This window comes from Pseudomonas sp. NPDC078416 (assembly GCF_050268485.1).
GTDB lineage: Bacteria > Pseudomonadota > Gammaproteobacteria > Pseudomonadales > Pseudomonadaceae > Aquipseudomonas.
On record NZ_JBNNGV010000022.1, the window covers coordinates 34,265 to 48,595 of the forward strand.

Below are 14,331 nucleotides of genomic sequence, written 5' to 3' on the forward strand. Positions count from 1 at the left end.
TTGCACCATCACCAAACACCCGCCGAGCCCCCAAAAAATGCCTGCCTCCCGCTCAACCCTCCACCCCCAAGTCCTTCGCGCTGGCGACGCCGTAGCGTTGGTTTCCCCAGCCGGCCCCGTCGCCGAAGCCCGGGTGGAAGCAGCCGTGCGGGAACTCACGTCCTGGGGATTACGCCCCCGCGTCTACCCCCACGCACTGGACAACATCGGTTTCCTGGCAGGCAGCGACGCCGATCGCATTTCCGACCTCAACGACGCCCTGGCCGACCCCGAAATCCGCGCCGTGTTGTGCAACCGTGGCGGGTACGGCGTGCAGCGCATCCTCGGGCAACTCGACTACGACGCCGTGCTTCGCGACCCGAAACTCGTCGTCGGTTTCTCGGACATCACCGCCTTGCACGCCGCACTCTGGACCCACACAGGCCTCGCCACGGTTCACGGCCCGGTGGCCGCGCAGCTTGAAAAGGGCGGCATTATTGCCAGCACGCTCAAGCAGGCATTAATGAGCACCGAGCCTTCCGTCATTCATGCCGATCCATCAGAACCCACCTTCAGCGTGCGCACGTCCGGCTCCGTCGAGGGCGTGTTGCTTGGCGGCAACTTGAGCATGCTGAGCACCTGCATCGGTACGCCGTTCATGCCTGATCTGGAGGGCGCGATTCTGTTGCTCGAAGACGTCGGCGAGCTGGCGTATCGGGTGGACCGTAATATCACTCACCTGCTCAATTGCGGGATTCTGCAACGGCTCGGCGGTATCGCGCTGGGTCAGTTCAGCGAGCCGGGGCACGGCAATAACCCGATCCGGCCGCCCGATGTGCTGATCGAGCGACTGGGCGATCTGGGCGTTCCGGTGCTGGGCGGTCTGTCCATTGGCCACGGCGATCGCAATCTGGCGGTGGCGTTGGGGAGTTATGCGATGCTCGACACAGATGCGGGCACGCTGACGGTGGCCCCGGCCACGCGCTAGTACGACGATCATCGTTCTGTAAGCGACCTTGCTCTAGCTATTTGCCATCATTCTGACGCCAGCATCTTGTTTTGCCCCGTGGGCATTGCGAATCTTCACGGATATCGAATGGCCGTGCGCGAATGGCTTTGCCATGTACGCCCTCAAGCTATGGAGCGGAAACTGATGATGTCGGCCGTGAAGACGCGTTTCGCCAATCTGGGGATGGCCAAGAAGCTGGGCATCGGGTTCGTGCTGGTGCTGCTATTGACCGCCCTGGTCGCGGCCATCGGGGTCTGGTCGCTGCGTTCCATCAGCGCGCATTTTGACAGCCTGAAGGCGATGACCGCACTCAACAGCGACGTGAATCGCGTGCGGCTGCTGGAGCAGGATTACGCCTTGCACGGCGATCCGAAGGTGGTCGATCAGGTTCACGCCGGGCTGGACGGCCTGAATGCCCAGGCGGAGCAGCTTAAGGCGGGCGCGCCGATCAACGAGCAGGTGATGGGTCAGGTGCAGCAGGCACTGGCGGCCTATCGTGCGTCATTTGACGAATTCGTCAGCATCAGTCAGAGCAAGGACCTGGCGCTGGAAATGGCCAGTTGGTCGGTGTCCAGCGTCGCCAATAACCTCGACGTGTTGCAGGCGGGGCTGGCCGACGACGGTGCCTACACGCTGAAAGATTCCCAGGGTCAGCAGGGTGCGGAGTTCATCGAGCAGGCCGGTCAGGTCAGCCAGGTGTCCAAACTGATGATGCAGGCCATGGACGAGGCCCGGGTGCGCCTCGACAAGAGCCGCAAGACGGGCTCGGGCGAGGAGGTCAAGACCGGCAAGATCGAGCAGGCGGTTCAGGCGCAGGAACTGGCCGAGCAGCTCAAGGGCGTGATCAAGGACGCCGGTTACCTCACGGTGCTGACCGAGGTGGGCGGGCACATCAGCAACTTCAGCGACAAGCTCAACGAATACACCGGGCTGCTGGAGTCGGAAGCGAAGGTCTCGCAACAACTGGCGAGCAACGCGAAAACCGTGGTGCAGCAGGTGAATCAGGCCTATGACGCTGAAGGCCAGTCGATGCAGAGCGAGTTGCAGGCCAACTCGATGATGATCATCGGGTCTTCCGTGCTGGCGCTGGTGGTCGGGCTGATCGCGGCGTTGCTGATTACGCGCCTGATCGTTGCGCCGCTGCGCAGCGTGATTGCCACGGCCCAGCGCATTGCGGCGGGCGACCTGAGCCGCACCGTGAATGTCACCCGCAAGGACGAAATCGGTCAGTTGATGCAAGCGATGCAGCAAATGGGCGCCGGCTTGAGCTCCATCGTCAGCGGGTTGCAGGCGGGCATCGAGCAGTTGGCGACGTCCGCCCATTCTCTGTCGGCCGTGACCGAGCAGACCAATCTGGAAGTCAGCAGCCAGAAGGAAGAAACCGAGCAGGTGGCAACGGCGATGAACCAGATGACCGCCACCGTTCACGACGTCGCACGTAATGCGGAAGAAGCCGCGCTCGCCGCACAGACTGCCGACACCAAGGTCGATTCGGGCCAGGCCGTGGTGCGCCAGAGCATGCAGCGGATCGAGCAGTTGGCGTCGTCGTCCCGTTCCGCCAGCGATTCGATCGAGAACCTCAGCGCGGAAATCCAGAACATCGGCACAGTGCTCGGCGTGATCAAAAGCGTCGCCGAGCAGACCAACCTGCTGGCACTGAACGCCGCCATCGAAGCGGCGCGGGCGGGGGAGCAGGGCAGAGGGTTTGCGGTGGTGGCCGATGAGGTCCGCGCGCTGGCCAAGCGCACGCAACAGTCCACGGAAGAAATCGAGCGGCTGGTCACCCGTCTGCAAAGCGGTGCCCAGGCGTCAGTGGCGCAGATTCAGAGCAGCGGCGAGTTGGTCAAACTGGCGGTGAGCGATGCGCTGCAGACCGAGAGCGCGCTGGGCAGCATTGCCGCTGCGGTGTCGATGATTCAGCAGATGAACCAGCAGATTGCCGCTGCGGCGGAAGAGCAGAGTTCGGTGGCGGAAGAGATCAACCGCAGCGTCACCAGCATCCGGGCCAGTGCCGATCAATCCGCGCTGGCGATGCAGGGCAACGCGGCGTCGAGCATCGAGCTGGCGTCGCTGGGCATGGAATTGAAAGGCATGGTGGGGCATTTCAAATTGTAACTTCAGGCTTGGTAGACAGATGAGTGGGATGCCCGCGATTGCGGTGAGTCAGCCGACATTCATGCAGCAGGCAGATCGCGTTCGCGGGCAAGCGCGCTCCTACAGAAGGGTGGCTTGCCCGCGATTGCGGTGAGTCAGCCGACATTAATGCAGCAGGCAGATCGCGTTCGCGGGCAAGCGCGCTCCTACAGATGAGTGGGATGCCTGCGATTGCGGTGAGTCAGCCGACATTGATGCAGCAGGCAGATCGCGTTCGCGGGCAAGCGCGCTCCTACAGATGAGTGGCATGCCGCGAGCGTTCATTTGCGGTAGTTGAGAATCACCAGCGTCAAAACACCCGCAACAATCCCCCAGAACGCCGAACCGATGGAGAACAGCGTCAGCCCCGACGCAGTGACCATGAAGGTGATCAGCGCGGCTTCGCGTTCCTTCGGCTCGTTCATGGCCACGGTCAGGCCGTTGATGATCGAACCAAACAGTGCCAGGGCGGCAATCGACAACACCAGTTCCCGGGGAAACGCGGCGAACAATGCCGCCAGCGTCGCGCCGAACACCCCCGCGATGGCGTAGAAAATCCCGCACCAGATCGCCGCCGTGTAGCGCTTGTCGCGGTCTTCGTGGGCGTGGGGGCCGGTGCAGATGGCGGCACTGATGGCCGCGAGGTTGATGCCGTGGGCGCCAAACGGCGCAGTGATCAGCGAGATGATGCCGGTGGCCGTGATCAGGGGCGAGGCGGGGACCTGATAACCGTCTGCGCGCAACACCGCAACGCCCGGCATGTTCTGCGAGGTCATGGCGACGACGAACAGCGGAATGCCGATGCTGACGGTCGCCGCGATGGAGAACGATGGCGTGGTCCACACCGGCATCGCCACTTCCAGGGCGAAGCCGCTGAAGTTCAGCAGGCCGAGCATGCCCGACAGCGCGACACCGACCAGCAGGGTGACCAGCACGGCGTAGCGCGGTGAATAGCGTTTGACGATCAGGTAGGTGAAAAACATGCCCAGCACCAGGCCCGTGCGGTGTTGCGCGGCGACGAAGATCTCGCTGCCGATCTTGAACAGAATGCCCGCCAGCAGTGCCGCCGCCAGTGAAGTGGGCAAGCGCTTGACCAGCCGTTCGAAGCTGCCGGTGACCCCGCAAATGATCACCAATACCGCGCAGGTAATGAATGCGCCGATGGCTTCGGGGTAGGCGACGCCGCCCAGGCTGGTGATCAGCAACGCCGCGCCCGGCGTCGACCACGCCACGGTGATGGGCGAGCGATAGCGCAGCGACAGGCCGATGCTGCACACCGCCATGCCCATGAACAGTGCCCAGATCCACGAGGAAATCTGCGCCGAGGTCAGCCCGGCGGCCTGGCCGGCCTGAAACATCAGCACCAGCGAACTGGTGACGCCGGTCATCATGGCGATGAAGCCGGCGACGATGGCGGAGGGCGAAGAGTCGGTCAGCGGTCGCAGTGGCGCGAGGGGCACGTCAGTCATGCGGGTCTATCCTTGGCGCAGCGGTTGAACAAAGCTGCAGCCTATACGCAGTGGTCATGCCCCGTTGCAATACAGCCATCGGCGCAATGGTCGGCACAGTTTCGGCCGCAGCTTTCAACCCGGTGGGTCAGGCGCGGGTCATCGTGTTGCCCAGCGCCTGATTCACCGCCATCCAGCCATCCACCGCTTCGCGCCCGGCTTCGGCGAACACCCGTTGCAGCAGCTTGACCTGCTCGCGCCGCAGCGACTCTTCAAATTTGCGTCCCTCGGCGGTCAGCTCCAGCAGGCGCTTACGTTTGTCGTCCTCGGGCGCGAGGCTGAGCACCAGCTCCATCTCGACTAATTGGCGCAGCGGCGTGTTCAGGGCCTGCTTGCTCACCCCCAGCTTGCCGAGCAGTTCCTTGACGCTCAGGCCCGGATAACGGGCGATGAAAAACACGATGCGCTGGTGCACCCGACTCAGGCCACGGCGGTCGAGCATTTCATCGGCTTTGGCGGTGAAGGCCTGGTAGCCGAAGAAAAACGCTTCCATGGCAATTTGCTGGGTGGATGAATTTTTAAGGTCAAGCATATTGACGTATCCGTGCGCGGCATCGTAATTTCGGTCAACCAGTTTGACGTATTCCCCTTTCTTTCCGCCAGCGGTGATCCGATGCCATTTTCCGAACGCGTTACCCGTTTGAAGAGTTCACTGATTCGCGAAATCCTCGCCGCCGCCCAGCGCCCGGAGATGATGTCGTTCGCGGGCGGATTGCCGGCCGAGGCCATGTTGCCGAACAGTGAATGGTCTGACATGCCGCGCAGCATCGGCCAGTACGGCATGAGCGAAGGCGAGCCGCAACTGCGTGAGGCGCTGGCCGCCCAGGCGCGGGCGTTGGGCATCGACTGCGACGCGAGTCAGGTGATGATCGTCAGCGGTTCCCAGCAGACGCTGGATCTGGCCGCCAAGCTGTACATCGACAAGGGCACCGAGATCCTCCTCGAAGCGCCGACCTATCTGGCGGCGCTGCAAATCTTTCAGCTGTTCGGCGCCGACTGCCTGACCGTGCCGCTGCTCGCCGACGGGCCGGACCTCGATGCGTTGCGTCAGCGACTGGAGCAGCACTCGCCGTCGTTCGCGTACCTGATTCCCACCTTCCAGAACCCGTCGGCGGTGCGTTACAGCGAAACCGCGCGGGATGCGGTGGCGGCGTTGCTCGATGAATTCGGCGTCACCCTGATTGAAGACGAGCCGTACCGCGAGCTGACATTCGACGGCGGCAGCGCCCGACCCATCGTCAGCCGCCTGAAAAAAGCCAGCTGGATCTACACCGGCACGGTGTCGAAAACCCTGATGCCGGGCTTGCGCGTCGGCTACCTGATCGCCACGCCGGACCTGTTTCCGCATTTGCTCAAGCTCAAGCAGTCGGCGGATCTGCACACCAATCGGGTCGGCCAATGGCAGGCGTTGCAGTGGATCGGCAGTGAGCACTACGAGCAGCATCTGCTGGAACTGCGCAGCTTCTATCGCACCCGCCGCGATGCGTTTGAAGCCGCGCTGCAGCGGCACTTCGCTGATCTGGCCGAATGGAACAGCCCCCAAGGCGGCCTGTTTTTCTGGCTGACCCTCAAGCACAAGCTCGACACCCGCACATTGCTCGACAGCGCGCTGGCGCAGAATGTGGCGTTCATGCCGGGCGAGCCGTTCTTTGCCGATCCGGACGCCAACCCGGGTTACCTGCGGCTGAACTTCAGCCACATCGACCCTGAGCGGCTGGATGAAGGTTTGAAGCGACTGGCCGACGTCATTCGGCAAACACAGCTTTCACAGGCGGCCTGATACATTACGCACACGCACGACCGGCACGATTGACGGCACACGATTGAGGGGAGAGGGCTGATGTACAAGGTTTACGGCGATTACGACTCGGGCAACTGCTACAAGATCAAGCTGATGCTCAACCTGCTCGGCGCGGAATACGAGTGGATACCGGTGGACATCCTCAAGGGCGAGACCGAAACCGAGGCGTTCCTGGCGAAGAACCCGAACGGCAAGATTCCCGTCCTTGAGCTCGAAGACGGCACCTGCCTGTGGGAGTCCAACGCGATTCTCAACTTTCTCGCCGAAGGCACCCCTTATCTGCTGACCGAACCGCGCCTGCGCACGCAAATGCTGCAATGGCAGTTCTTCGAGCAGTACAGCCATGAGCCGACCCTGGCGGTGGCGCGCTTCATTCAGTTTTATCTGGGGCTGCCGGAGGAGCGGATGGAGGAATACCACTCGCTGCACCGTCGCGGGAATAAGGCGCTGAAAGTCATGGAGCAGCAGTTGCTGCGCACGCCGTTTCTGGTGGGCGACAGCTTCTCCATCGCCGACATCGCGCTGTACGCCTACACCCACGTGGCCGATCAGGGCGGCTTCGACCTGGCGCAGTTCCCGGCGATTCAAGCCTGGCTCGCACGGGTCAAGCAGCAACCGGGTTACGTCGGCATGCTGGATTGACGATTGGCGTTGTTCACTAAAAGGAGATGAGACATGCAGTACAGGATGATCGCGGTCGGCATGCTGATGGCGCTGGGCATCGGCTGCTCGGCCCAGGCTCAGGACTGCGACGCCAATCAGGCGTCGATGAACCAGTGCGCGAGCCAGGAATACAAGGCGCTGGACGCCGAATTGAACACCCAATACAACGCGCAGATGGGCTACCTGAAGACGCCGGCGCGCAAGAAAGCCCTGCAGGATGCCCAGAAGAAGTGGATCGCTTTTCGGGATGCCGATTGCCAGTATCAGGCCGGCAAGCGGGAGGAGGGCGGGAGCATGTGGCCGCTGGTTCAGGCGCAATGCTTGTCAGCGCAGACCAAAGTGCGGGTTGAGCAGTTGAAGGCGTACACGGCCTGTCGCCAGGAAGGCTGCCCGAAGTAAAGGCAAGCCCTCTGTGGGAGCGCTTGCCCGCGGATACGGTGGGTCAGCGATGCCAATGGTGACCGGTAGACCGGGTTCGCCAGCAAGCCGGCTCCTACAGGTAAATCCCGGCAATACCTGAGGCCTGCAGCGTGTGCGCAATCGTTTTCGACGATATCCGGAATCTTCGGCGTACGCGTATTCTGTGGGAGCGCGCTTGCCCGCGAATACGGTGGGTCAGCGATGCCAATGGTGACCGGTAGAGCGGGTTCGCCAGCAAGCCGGCTCCTACAGGTAAATCCCGGCAATACCTGAGGCCTGCAGCGTGTGCGCAATCGTTTTCGACGATATCCGGAATCTTCGGCGTACACGTATTCTGTGGGAGCGCGCTTGCCCGCGAATACGGTGGGTCAGCGATGCCAATGGTGACCGGTAGAACGGGTTCGCCAGCAAGCCGGCTCCTACAGGTAAATACCGGCAATACCTGAGGCCTGCAGCGTGTGAGCAGTCGTTCTCGACGATATCCGGAATCTTCGGCGTACACGTATTCTGTGGGAGCGCGCTTGCGCGCGAATGCGGTGGGTCAGCGATGCCAGTGTTGACCTGTAGAGCGGGTTCGCCAGCAAGCCGGCTCCTACAGGTAAATCCCGGCAATACCTGAGGCCTGCAGCGTGTGCGCATTCGTTCTCGATGATATCCGGATCTTCTGCGTACGCGTATTCTGTGGGAGCCGGCTTGCTGGCGAATGCGGTGGGTCAGGCGCGTGAATGTCGCGGCTGATAGGTTTCGCGAGCAAGCTCACTCCTACAGGTTTTGCGGAATGGCCGACAGCGTGAGTTGACCTCCACTCCCGTGAGTGGACTGCATCAGACCGCCGAGAATCGCTTCTCCAGGTAATCAACGATCACCTTCGATTCGTACATCCACACCGTCTGGCCTTCTTCCTCGATCCGCAGGCAAGGCACCTTGATCCGGCCGCCGCCGCTGAGCAGCGCCTGACGATCGGGCTCGTTGTTCTTCGCGTCGCGAAGGGCCACGGGCACGTTCAGACGGCGCATTGCCCGGCGGGTTTTTACGCAGAACGGGCAGGCGTGGAACTGATACAGCGTCAGCGCTTTCGCCGACGCCTCGACGGCAGCCTGGGCTTCGGGAGAACGCTTCTTCTTGCTCGGCCGGGTCAGGAAATCGCCGGCAATCACGAGCTGGCCGAGACCGACTCTCACTGCTTTCATCAACACGCTAAAACCTCACTCGGCGGCACGAACCGCCAGACAGCCGCAGCCTGATGCCACGGCCTTCAGGACGCCGGGATCATTTGATCAGGCTGAGAAACTCGGTGCGGGTCGCGGCGTTTTCGCGGAATTCACCCAGCATCACCGAGGTGATCATCGACGAATTCTGTTTCTCGACGCCGCGCATCATCATGCACATGTGCTTGGCTTCGATGACCACAGCCACACCCAGCGCGCCGGTGACCTGCTGTATGGCTTCGGCGATCTGGCGGCTGAGGTTTTCCTGGATCTGCAGGCGACGGGCGTACATGTCGACGATGCGTGCGACCTTCGACAGGCCCAGCACTTTGCCGCTCGGGATATAGGCGACGTGGGCCTTGCCGATGAAGGGCAACAGATGGTGTTCGCACAGCGAGTACAACTCGATGTCCTTGACCACCACCATTTCGCTGTTGTCGGAGCTGAACAGCGCACCGTTGGTGACTTCTTCGAGGGTTTGCTCATAGCCGCGGCAAAGGTACTGCATGGCTTTGGCTGCGCGTTTCGGGGTGTCGCGCAGGCCTTCGCGGGAGACGTCTTCGCCGAGTTGACCGAGGATGGCGGTGTAGTTCTGTTCCAGAGTCACAGGGGTGTGTTCCGTGTGGGTTCAAAAAACGCAGGGTTGCGGGCCTGCAAAGGCGCACATAGTAGCGTAGCTGGACGCGCAGGGGTACGGCAGGCGGCCGAGACGCCTGCGGCATGGCGCCGCCATGCCAGTGTCAGCTGACCTTTACCCAACCTTTACCGAGGGGATATGTCGGAATGTGTCGGCGTGATGTCTGAAGTAACGGGTGACAGATGCCCGGATGAAGAGAGTGCTTATGATGCTTAGCCGAATCGCGAAAATCGCACTGGTGATTGCCCTGGCGTCGTCGGTTTCGGGGTGTTTTTTCGGACCGGGTTGGGGCCGCCACGGCGGTGGCTGGCATGAACACCGTTATTACGACGGTGGCCCATACGATGGCGGACGGGGCGGTTACGGCCCTGGACCTGGACCGGGTTACTACCGCCGCTGATTTTTACTGATCGTTTGACCCATGAAGCACAGGCCGCGACGGGAAGCCTATCCCTCGCGGCCTTTTTGTTGGGTGGCTGTTTCGTATCAGGCTCGATACCTGATCGGTACCAAACCACGACGCGGATTCACAGGCCCGTGCTGTCAGAAGCAGCAGGTGATGAATACCTGTGATCAAGCCCGCTTTGAGAGAGAAATCGAAATGTTGAGTCGTATAGTGAAAGTCGCGATGGTCATCGCGGTGATGTCGGCCATGTCCGGATGCTGGCCATTCTGGGGCCCGGGCGGGGGAGGCCACGGCGGTCACGGAGGCGGCGGCGGTGGTCACTATGAAGGCGGCGGCCCGGGTGGCGGCGGTGGCGGCGGCGGTCCAGGTCCGCGTTGATTTGCAGGCGCTCAACAATTGGCTGGACAGTTGATCGAGCGAGCGCTGCGTAACCCGTAGGAGCCGGCTTGCTGGCGAATGCATTGGGTCAGTCGATATTTAGGTTTCTGACTCACCGCGTTCGCCAGCAAGCCGGCTCCTACAGGGTATTTCGCTCAGGCAAGCCACGACGGCAACCTGTTCACAAGAGGCAAGGCCTCGCCTTACTCGTCACGGCCTTCCATCATGGTCCGCTTCAGGATCACGTACACCGCACCTGCGCCGCCATGCTTGGCGATGCACGACGCAAATCCCAACACCTGCTGATGTTGACGCAACCACGTATTGACGTGGCTCTTGATCATCGGCCGCTTGCCATCCAGCCGCACCGCCTTGCCGTGGGTGATGCGCACGCAGCGCACTTCGAGTTTTGCTGCCTCGGCCAGGAACTCCCACATCGTCTCGCGCGCCATTTCGACGCTCATGCCATGCAGGTCCAGGCTGCCTTCGAAGCTGATCTGCCCAAGCTTGAGCTTGCGCATCTGGCCTTCCTGCACCCCGTCCCGGGCCCAGTAAAGCGTGTCTTCAGGGCCGACATCGATCACGAACTGGTCTGACAAACCATCAACGGTAATGGTCGCATCGGAGCGCACGGTGGCCGCCTGACGCAATTTGGCCAGGTTCTTACGGTCGGTTTTGGGTTTTCCTACATCCGCATGTTCAGTCTTGATGGGCTTTACGCCGCGAATCTCACTTCTGAACAGGGAAAAATCGTCGTCTTGCATGGTGGTCTCCGCGAAGGGGGCCAGTTTAACCACGTCACGCCAGAATCGGCGCGACTATCGATGATTAGAGCTCTCGATGATTAAACGGCAGCGGATGACGCGAGGGTCAGTCGTGCTTCTTCATCAGATGGGGAGACATGTTGAGTTCGCCGGCACGACGGCGACGGCGACGACTGCGGCGCCAGAACCAGATGCCGACATACAGCATCAGCAAACCGACAATTACCGTCACCACGGCGCCCGCCGGACTGGCGTTGAGTTCGCCCAGCGCGACGGGGTTACCGATCAAACTGGCGACGCCGGCCATGGCCAGCAGCACGCCAGCGGTGGCCAGAAGGGCCGAAATCGCAGCAATAATGCGCATCCGCCAGCTGCCCTGGCCTTTGGGGCGCAGGCGACGGGCATCAAAACCATCGGATATTTTCATTCCGATTTCCTCTATGGGTATCGGCGCTCTGACCTGCACAGGGTGGGGTGGTTCCCGCCTGGCCAGGTTTCAGGGGCATCATGGGTCGATAACGGATAGGCGGTCAGGTGAACAGGTGACCCTGCCTGACGACTGCATTTGTACGCCTTTTCTACAGGAACTGCCGGAAAATGATCCGCGCAAGGGGCATGCGCAGTCAGCTCGGTCACAACAGCTCCTGTCGAGGGAGGAATCAGATCAGGTCTTTGGTCAGCGCCAGCTTGGCGAAGTTGTCGTTCATGATTGCCATCTCCGCCTGCTGTACCAGCTCGGCCTTGATGACGCCGCTCGGGGTCGGCAGGTCGCGGGTGGCACAGGCGTCTTCAACCAGCGTGCAGCGAAACCCGTAATCCTTGGCCGCGCGCACGGTGGTGCTGACGCTGGAATGGCTCATGAAACCGCACACCACCAGATCCAGCCGGCCACGGCTTTCCAGCAGGCTGTGCAAGGTGGTGCGGTCGTCGGTGGAGACGGTTCCGTTCAGCGCGTTCGGCAGGCGTTTTTCGATGATGATCTCGTCATCCTGCGGCTGCAGTTCAGGCACGAATTGCCCACGTTCGCCTTGAGGATCGAACATGCCGCCCACGGTGCCCAGATGGCGCACGTGAATGATCGGCGACTTCGCGGCGCGCGCGGCGGCGACCAGTTTGACGATGTTATTGATGGCGTCCTGAACGCCGGTCAAGGCGAGGGGGCCGCTGAGGTATTCCTTCTGCGCATCGATGATGATCAGGGTGGCATTACTCAAGGTGGCCGCCGCGTATTCGCGGCCACTGAGTTGAAACATGGTCTTCGGACCAGTGTTTGAAACAGACATCGGGGAGGGCTCCTTGGAGTGGGGCTTTTGCCACATTGTCCACTGGCAGAGCGATTCTGTGAATCGCCATGCTCACAGACCTCGCTTTTTTCCGCCGGGCATCATGCCGTCGAGCAGGTCGCGGTTGCTGTCATAGTGCCTGCAAAACGAGGTAAAGACTGCGGAAAGTTTTGCGCCTGGCCACCGCGCCGGGTGCGGGATCGTTTGTTGCGTGGATGGCTGATAGAATCGCCCGTCGTTTTTTCAAGGAGTCTGCCGTGATCACTTCCCGCCTGCGCACCCTGCGCGATCATATCCGTTGGGCTGTCAGCCGTTTCCATGGGGAAGACCTGTTTTTCGGTCATGGCACCGACAACGCGTGGGACGAAGCTCGTCAGTTGGTGCTCGGCGCCCTGCACCTGCCGTGGGAAATTGCCGACAGTTACCTGGACTGCAACCTTGAAGAAGAAGAGCTGGTTGCGGTTCAACACCTGATCAAGCGACGCATCGAGGAGCGCGTGCCCACGGCTTACCTGCTGGGCGAAGCGTGGTTCTGCGGGATGTCATTCATCGTCGACGAGCGCGTGCTGATTCCGCGCTCGCCCATCGGCGAACTGATCGAGCAGCGGTTCGCACCCTGGCTGGCCAGTGATCCGGCCCGCATTCTCGACCTCTGCACCGGCTCCGGCTGCATTGGCATCGCCTGCGCCGACGTGTTCCAGAACGCGGAAGTGGTGTTGGCCGATCTGTCGTTCGAGGCGCTGGAAGTGGCGAATCAGAACATCGAGCGCCATGGCGTGGATCAGCGCGTGTACACCGTGCAGGGCGATGGTTTCGACGGGCTGCCGGGTCAGCGCTTTGACCTGATCGTGTCCAACCCGCCGTACGTCGATGCCGAAGATTTCGCCGACATGCCCGATGAATACCAGCACGAACCCGAGCTGGCGCTGGCCTGCGGTGACGATGGCTTGAATCTGGTGCGGCGCATGCTGGCCCAGGCTGCGGACCATTTGAACGACAAGGGCTTGTTGATCGTGGAAGTCGGCAACAGCAAGGTTCACGTCGAAGCGCTGTACCCGGAAGTGGATTTTGCCTGGCTGGAATTCGAACGTGGCGGCCACGGCGTGTTCATGCTGACAGCCGAGCAGTGCCGCAATCATCAAGACCTGTTCGCGGCGCGGGTGTAGTCAGGCAATCGGCGGGCCTCTTCACGGCTAAAGCCGGTCCTACTGACCGCATGCAAACAGTGGGACCGGCGTTAGCCGGGAAGGCGTCGGTCGTCATACCGCACATCTGATGGCGAACACATTGGCCTGGCTTGAAGCGGGTTCACCGATGCGTCGCGATCCAGATCAGCAGGCCGGCCTGGAACACGGCAAACGTGACTAGGCAGGCGATGGTGAAGCGCAGGCCAGCGTCGTCCCGGCGGTATTTGCTGACCTTGTCCTCGGTTTTCTTGATCGTGACGTCCTGTTCCTGAATCCTCTGTTCAGCCTGTTGCAGCATCTGCGCGGCGTCGAGGATCTGCACGATCTGGATTTTGTCGGCGTTCCAGGTGTTATTGAGGTTGCCGACCTTGGCGTCCTTGATGGTGCCTTTGAGGTGCTGCGCATCGGCGTAGACGACTTCGAAACCCTGGGTCTTGAGGAAGTGATCACGACGCAGACGTGTGTCCTCGTTGAGCGCATCCTTGTTGGCCAGGGCAACGCCTTCGATTTTGTACTCGGCGCAACGTTTCTGCGCCCAGGTGATGCCCTGAGCCAGCATGAAACGCCCCAGGCCGCGGTTCCATGGCTCGATCTGCAGGCCTGACGCCGGGCCCACGCGAACGCTGCGATTGGCGTGATCGACCCAGATATCCAGACAATTCTGTTCTTTGCGGGTCTTCTGCCCCGGCAGCTGATAGCTCATGCGCAGCAGGCTGAATTCTTTGTTGTGGCGCTCGGCCTTGCCGAACTCGACGAAGCGCAGCGGGCGGGCGCCGGTCGCGCGGTCGGTGGGCAGGGGCGCCAGACGCAGCATGGAAAAATGCTCGGCGTGCACTTCTTCCCACAAGACAGGCGCGGCGACTTCGCCTTCTTTGGCATCGGTCGGCTCGACCGCGTCGGTTTGCATGGTTGCTTCTGTCATCACGGCGATCCTGTTATCGACATTGCCCGGCAC

Annotated in this window: 15 protein-coding genes and 1 pseudogene; 8 read left to right on the forward strand and 8 right to left on the reverse strand. The window is 61.6% G+C overall.

Annotated features, from left to right (window positions below):
• The first annotated feature begins 37 nt into the window (after window positions 1-37).
• The 3 genes and pseudogenes from ACQKEN_RS18300 to ACQKEN_RS18310 all read left to right on the forward strand — a co-directional run bounded on the left by ACQKEN_RS18300 (window position 38) and on the right by ACQKEN_RS18310 (window position 3,103).
• Window positions 38-967 (forward strand): S66 peptidase family protein, encoded by a 930-nt coding sequence (locus ACQKEN_RS18300; protein ID WP_427687657.1) that lies wholly within the window; start codon window positions 38-40, stop codon window positions 965-967.
• A gap of 1,080 nt (window positions 968-2,047) precedes the next feature.
• Window positions 2,048-2,194: pseudogene (locus ACQKEN_RS18305) on the forward strand (HAMP domain-containing protein); the annotation flags it as partial.
• Between the two features lie 204 nt (window positions 2,195-2,398).
• Window positions 2,399-3,103: a methyl-accepting chemotaxis protein gene (locus tag ACQKEN_RS18310; protein ID WP_427687731.1), complete on the forward strand. Its 705-nt coding sequence runs from the start codon at window positions 2,399-2,401 to the stop codon at window positions 3,101-3,103.
• A gap of 299 nt (window positions 3,104-3,402) precedes the next feature.
• Here ACQKEN_RS18310 and ACQKEN_RS18315 read toward each other — a convergent pair whose 3' ends face one another.
• Together ACQKEN_RS18315 and ACQKEN_RS18320 are read right to left on the reverse strand one after the other, a co-directional pair.
• Window positions 3,403-4,590, reverse strand: a complete 1,188-nt coding sequence (locus tag ACQKEN_RS18315; RefSeq protein WP_427687659.1) for a benzoate/H(+) symporter BenE family transporter — start codon at window positions 4,588-4,590, stop codon at window positions 3,403-3,405.
• A 127-nt stretch (window positions 4,591-4,717) separates the two neighbouring features.
• Entirely contained in the window at window positions 4,718-5,161 is a 444-nt protein-coding gene (locus ACQKEN_RS18320) for a MarR family transcriptional regulator (protein WP_427687661.1), read from the reverse strand.
• An 81-nt stretch (window positions 5,162-5,242) separates the two neighbouring features.
• Between ACQKEN_RS18320 and ACQKEN_RS18325 the strand changes: the two genes are divergently transcribed.
• The 3 genes from ACQKEN_RS18325 to ACQKEN_RS18335 are packed head-to-tail and all read left to right on the forward strand — an operon-like array spanning window position 5,243 to window position 7,492.
• A complete protein-coding gene (locus ACQKEN_RS18325) occupies window positions 5,243-6,409 on the forward strand; it encodes a PLP-dependent aminotransferase family protein (RefSeq protein WP_427687663.1) in 1,167 nt (388 codons plus the stop codon).
• 60 nt (window positions 6,410-6,469) lie between these two features.
• Window positions 6,470-7,072 carry a glutathione S-transferase family protein gene (locus ACQKEN_RS18330; protein ID WP_427687665.1) on the forward strand — a complete coding sequence of 201 codons (603 nt, stop codon included), beginning with the start codon at window positions 6,470-6,472 and terminating at the stop codon, window positions 7,070-7,072.
• A 33-nt stretch (window positions 7,073-7,105) separates the two neighbouring features.
• Window positions 7,106-7,492: a lysozyme inhibitor LprI family protein gene (locus tag ACQKEN_RS18335; protein ID WP_427687667.1), complete on the forward strand. Its 387-nt coding sequence runs from the start codon at window positions 7,106-7,108 to the stop codon at window positions 7,490-7,492.
• Window positions 7,493-8,337: 845 nt separating this feature from the next.
• On the opposite strand, the gene ACQKEN_RS18340 is transcribed toward ACQKEN_RS18335, so the two are convergent.
• A complete protein-coding gene (locus tag ACQKEN_RS18340; protein ID WP_427687669.1) occupies window positions 8,338-8,703 on the reverse strand; it encodes a glutathione S-transferase N-terminal domain-containing protein in 366 nt (121 codons plus the stop codon).
• 79 nt (window positions 8,704-8,782) lie between these two features.
• Window positions 8,783-9,328: a GTP cyclohydrolase I FolE gene (folE, locus tag ACQKEN_RS18345; protein ID WP_065989346.1), complete on the reverse strand. Its 546-nt coding sequence runs from the start codon at window positions 9,326-9,328 to the stop codon at window positions 8,783-8,785.
• A gap of 631 nt (window positions 9,329-9,959) precedes the next feature.
• On the opposite strand from folE, the gene ACQKEN_RS18350 reads away from it, so the two are divergent.
• The gene (locus ACQKEN_RS18350) at window positions 9,960-10,142 is read left to right on the forward strand and encodes a hypothetical protein (RefSeq protein ID WP_427687671.1); all 183 of its coding nucleotides are present in this window, start codon (window positions 9,960-9,962) and stop codon (window positions 10,140-10,142) included.
• A gap of 203 nt (window positions 10,143-10,345) precedes the next feature.
• Here the strand turns inward: ACQKEN_RS18350 and ACQKEN_RS18355 are convergent, their stop codons facing one another.
• The 3 genes from ACQKEN_RS18355 to ACQKEN_RS18365 all read right to left on the reverse strand — a co-directional run bounded on the left by ACQKEN_RS18355 (window position 10,346) and on the right by ACQKEN_RS18365 (window position 12,189).
• Window positions 10,346-10,906 carry a Smr/MutS family protein gene (locus tag ACQKEN_RS18355; RefSeq protein ID WP_065989376.1) on the reverse strand — a complete coding sequence of 187 codons (561 nt, stop codon included), beginning with the start codon at window positions 10,904-10,906 and terminating at the stop codon, window positions 10,346-10,348.
• Window positions 10,907-11,012: 106 nt separating this feature from the next.
• Complete coding sequence (locus ACQKEN_RS18360; RefSeq protein ID WP_427687673.1) at window positions 11,013-11,333, reverse strand: hypothetical protein; 321 nt, start codon at window positions 11,331-11,333, stop codon at window positions 11,013-11,015.
• A gap of 232 nt (window positions 11,334-11,565) precedes the next feature.
• Window positions 11,566-12,189 carry a cysteine hydrolase family protein gene (locus ACQKEN_RS18365; RefSeq protein WP_265386408.1) on the reverse strand — a complete coding sequence of 208 codons (624 nt, stop codon included), beginning with the start codon at window positions 12,187-12,189 and terminating at the stop codon, window positions 11,566-11,568.
• 257 nt (window positions 12,190-12,446) lie between these two features.
• On the opposite strand from ACQKEN_RS18365, the gene prmB reads away from it, so the two are divergent.
• A complete protein-coding gene (gene prmB / locus ACQKEN_RS18370; RefSeq protein WP_427687675.1) occupies window positions 12,447-13,355 on the forward strand; it encodes a 50S ribosomal protein L3 N(5)-glutamine methyltransferase in 909 nt (302 codons plus the stop codon).
• 142 nt (window positions 13,356-13,497) lie between these two features.
• Here prmB and ACQKEN_RS18375 read toward each other — a convergent pair whose 3' ends face one another.
• Entirely contained in the window at window positions 13,498-14,298 is an 801-nt protein-coding gene (locus ACQKEN_RS18375) for a hypothetical protein (RefSeq protein ID WP_427687677.1), read from the reverse strand.
• Window positions 14,299-14,331 lie beyond the last annotated feature (33 nt).

What these genes read in the sequence shown, in the direction of transcription:
- ACQKEN_RS18300 (WP_427687657.1), top strand. Translation starts at nt 38, where the DNA reads ATGCCTGCCTCCCGCTCAACCCTCCACCCCCAAGTCCTTCGCGCTGGC.
- ACQKEN_RS18310 (WP_427687731.1), top strand. Translation starts at nt 2,399, where the DNA reads ATGACCGCCACCGTTCACGACGTCGCACGTAATGCGGAAGAAGCCGCG.
- ACQKEN_RS18315 (WP_427687659.1), bottom strand. Translation starts at nt 4,590, where the DNA reads ATGACTGACGTGCCCCTCGCGCCACTGCGACCGCTGACCGACTCTTCG.
- ACQKEN_RS18320 (WP_427687661.1), bottom strand. Translation starts at nt 5,161, where the DNA reads ATGCTTGACCTTAAAAATTCATCCACCCAGCAAATTGCCATGGAAGCG.
- ACQKEN_RS18325 (WP_427687663.1), top strand. Translation starts at nt 5,243, where the DNA reads ATGCCATTTTCCGAACGCGTTACCCGTTTGAAGAGTTCACTGATTCGC.
- ACQKEN_RS18330 (WP_427687665.1), top strand. Translation starts at nt 6,470, where the DNA reads ATGTACAAGGTTTACGGCGATTACGACTCGGGCAACTGCTACAAGATC.
- ACQKEN_RS18335 (WP_427687667.1), top strand. Translation starts at nt 7,106, where the DNA reads ATGCAGTACAGGATGATCGCGGTCGGCATGCTGATGGCGCTGGGCATC.
- ACQKEN_RS18340 (WP_427687669.1), bottom strand. Translation starts at nt 8,703, where the DNA reads ATGAAAGCAGTGAGAGTCGGTCTCGGCCAGCTCGTGATTGCCGGCGAT.
- ACQKEN_RS18350 (WP_427687671.1), top strand. Translation starts at nt 9,960, where the DNA reads ATGTTGAGTCGTATAGTGAAAGTCGCGATGGTCATCGCGGTGATGTCG.
- ACQKEN_RS18355 (WP_065989376.1), bottom strand. Translation starts at nt 10,906, where the DNA reads ATGCAAGACGACGATTTTTCCCTGTTCAGAAGTGAGATTCGCGGCGTA.
- ACQKEN_RS18360 (WP_427687673.1), bottom strand. Translation starts at nt 11,333, where the DNA reads ATGAAAATATCCGATGGTTTTGATGCCCGTCGCCTGCGCCCCAAAGGC.
- ACQKEN_RS18365 (WP_265386408.1), bottom strand. Translation starts at nt 12,189, where the DNA reads ATGTCTGTTTCAAACACTGGTCCGAAGACCATGTTTCAACTCAGTGGC.
- ACQKEN_RS18375 (WP_427687677.1), bottom strand. Translation starts at nt 14,298, where the DNA reads ATGACAGAAGCAACCATGCAAACCGACGCGGTCGAGCCGACCGATGCC.